2 protein-coding genes are annotated in these 2,473 nt (G+C 76.0%); one reads left to right on the forward strand and one right to left on the reverse strand.

From position 1 onward, the window contains the following. Positions 1 to 1,328, reverse strand: a 1,328-nt coding sequence (locus ABD296_RS49165; protein WP_344285373.1) for a helicase-related protein, incomplete at its 3' end; no start/stop codon positions are given. Between the two features lie 310 nt (positions 1,329 to 1,638). Between ABD296_RS49165 and ABD296_RS49170 the strand changes: the two genes are divergently transcribed. Further along, the coding region (locus ABD296_RS49170; protein ID WP_344285375.1) for a hypothetical protein at positions 1,639 to 2,473 on the forward strand (835 nt) is incomplete at its 3' end.

The raw sequence follows: 2,473 nt of genomic DNA on the forward strand, positions 1-2,473 counted from the left end.
CCGACGCCGGCCAGCCGCCGTCCGCGCGGGGTGACCTGGCCGTCGCGGACGGCGCCGAGGGAGCCGAGGACGTCGCGGGCGTCGTCCATCGCGGCGGGCGGCGGCGGGTCGGGCAGGGCGAGGCCGCCCGCGCCGGGGTCGCCCCAGCAGGCGGCCTGGAGCGCGAAGCCGGTGAGGTCCGCGAGCTCGATCTCCGGGCGGGGGCGCGCGGGCAGCCGGTCGTGCTCGGCCTGCGTCCAGCAGCGGTAGACGGCGCCGGGGGCCTCTCGTCCGGCGCGCCCGGCGCGCTGGTCGGCGGTGGCGCGGGACGCGCGGACGGTGGTGAGCGCGCCGAGGCCGCGGGCGTGGTCGGTGCGGGGCTCGCGGGCCAGGCCGGCGTCCACGACGATCCGCACGCCGGGGACGGTGAGGCTGGACTCGGCGACGGAGGTCGCGAGGACGACGCGGCGGCCCGTGGCGGGCGCCAGGACGGCGTCCTGCACCGCCGGCGGCGCCTGCCCGTGGACCTGGAGCACCTCTGCGGGGACGCCGGCGAGCCGTCCGGCGACGCGGGCGATCTCCCCGACGCCGGGCAGGAAGCACAGCACGTCGCCGTCGCGTTCGGCGAGGGCGCGGCGGACGGTGTCGGCGACGTGGGCGAGCAGCGCGGGGTCGACGCGCATCCCGTGCGGCGGCGGAACGGGGCGCGGCGGCGGAGCCCATACCACCTCGACCGGGTGCAGCGCGGCCTCGGTCTCGACCACGGGCGCGGGGCCGTCGCCGCCGCCGAGGAGCCGGGCCCACGGGCCGGTGTCGGCGGTGGCGGACGCGGCGACCAGCCGCAGGTCGGGGCGGAGCGCCGCGCGGACGTCCAGCAGGAACGCCAGCGCGGTGTCGGCGTCCAGGTGCCGCTCGTGGCACTCGTCCAGGATCACCGTGCCGACGCCGGCGAGTTCGGGATCGTCCTGTACGCGCTGGAGCAGCACCCCGGTGGTGGCGACGTCGACGCGGGAGCCGGGACGCGACTCGCCGCGGACGGTGACGCCGACGCTGCCGCCGACGCGCTCGCCGAGCAGCCAGGCCATGCGGCGGGCGGCGGCGCGCGCGGCCAGCCGGCGAGGCTCCAGCACCAGGACCCTGCCACCGGAAGCTGGGCCACCGGGAGCCGGGCCGCCGGAAGCCGGGCCGCCGGCGGTGAGGGCGAGGCCGGCCAGCGCGAGCGGGACGAGGGTGGTCTTGCCGGTGCCGGGCGGCGCGGCGAGGACCGCGGCGCCGCGGGCGGCCAGCGCGGCGCGCAGCCCGGGGACGGCATGGCGGACCGGCAGGCCCTCGGCGGCGCTGAGATGCATCCGTCCAGTGTGGCGGCAGACGACCGTACCGGTGCCCGCGGGTGACCGTCCATGTGAGAAACGCCACCGCGATGAAAGGCGCCGTGCGGGTTACGGTGATACTTGCATCGAGCATTTCATCATTTGCTCAGAATGGTACAAAGTTCCCTCCAGGAATCGGTGCGCCAACCCCCGCAAAAGACCAGGTAAGCAATGCTACGGGCTCCCGAGGTTGCTTTGCCGTTTGGTTTCCATCACCGTGCCATGTGTGGCGACAATCGGCCGGGTATCGCCATAATGAGGTCGTCGTCGCAGGTGCTGGAGGTTGGGGATGCTCGGCGAATCCATCTATATCCGCGGCCGTGAGGCGTTCACCGGCGGTTCACCCCAGGCGGTTTACGAGGAGCTGTGGCAGCGTGGCCGAAAAGGCCGGTTGCGGACCCGCGCATTTCTGGCGGTCGCGTCGCTGGTGCTGTGCGGGATGCTGGTGAACGCTGTTTTCGGAGTCGTGGTGGCCGTTCTGCTGGCGTCCGCGGACACGCTGGTGCATTGGCGCCTGTACAACGCATCCCGGGTGTGGCGGCTCGGGCGGCGCGGCGTCGAGCGGATGGACCGGACGCTGCGGCTGACGCTGGAGCGGCGCGGCCACCGGGTGCTGCACGGCCGGGTCGTGCCCGGGCACGAGGCCGCCGACGAGCTGGTCGTCGGGCCGGGCGGGGTGTGGCTGGTGCACAACGAGGCGTGGGCGCCGGACGCGGAGATCGACCGGCACGGCGGGCGGCTGTTCGTCAACGGCCGCACCCAGTCCAAGCTGGTGGGCGGGCTGACGGCGCGGGCCGAGGCGGCCGGGAGGCTGATCTCCGAGCGGTACGGCGCGCCGGTGGCGGTGACGCCGGTGCTGGCGGTGCACGGCGGCAAGCTGGCGCGTGCGCCGTTCACCGCCGACGGGATCGTGTTCGCCCAACCGCTGCGGCTGGTGCGCTGGATGCGCCGCAACCCGTCCGCCGACCACTCGGCCGAGGAGGTCGAGGCGATCGCGCGGGCCGCCGTCCACGCCCTGCCGATCGGGGGGCGCACCATGACCGACGCTCCCCCGGCCGCCGTCCCGGCCACCGCGGTCGCCGCGGTCGCCGCGGAACTGGCGGCCTCCGCCCCGCTGACGGCCG

The sequence above is a fragment of the Actinomadura napierensis genome, assembly GCF_039529375.1.
Taxonomy (GTDB): Bacteria; Actinomycetota; Actinomycetes; order Streptosporangiales; family Streptosporangiaceae; genus Spirillospora; species Spirillospora napierensis.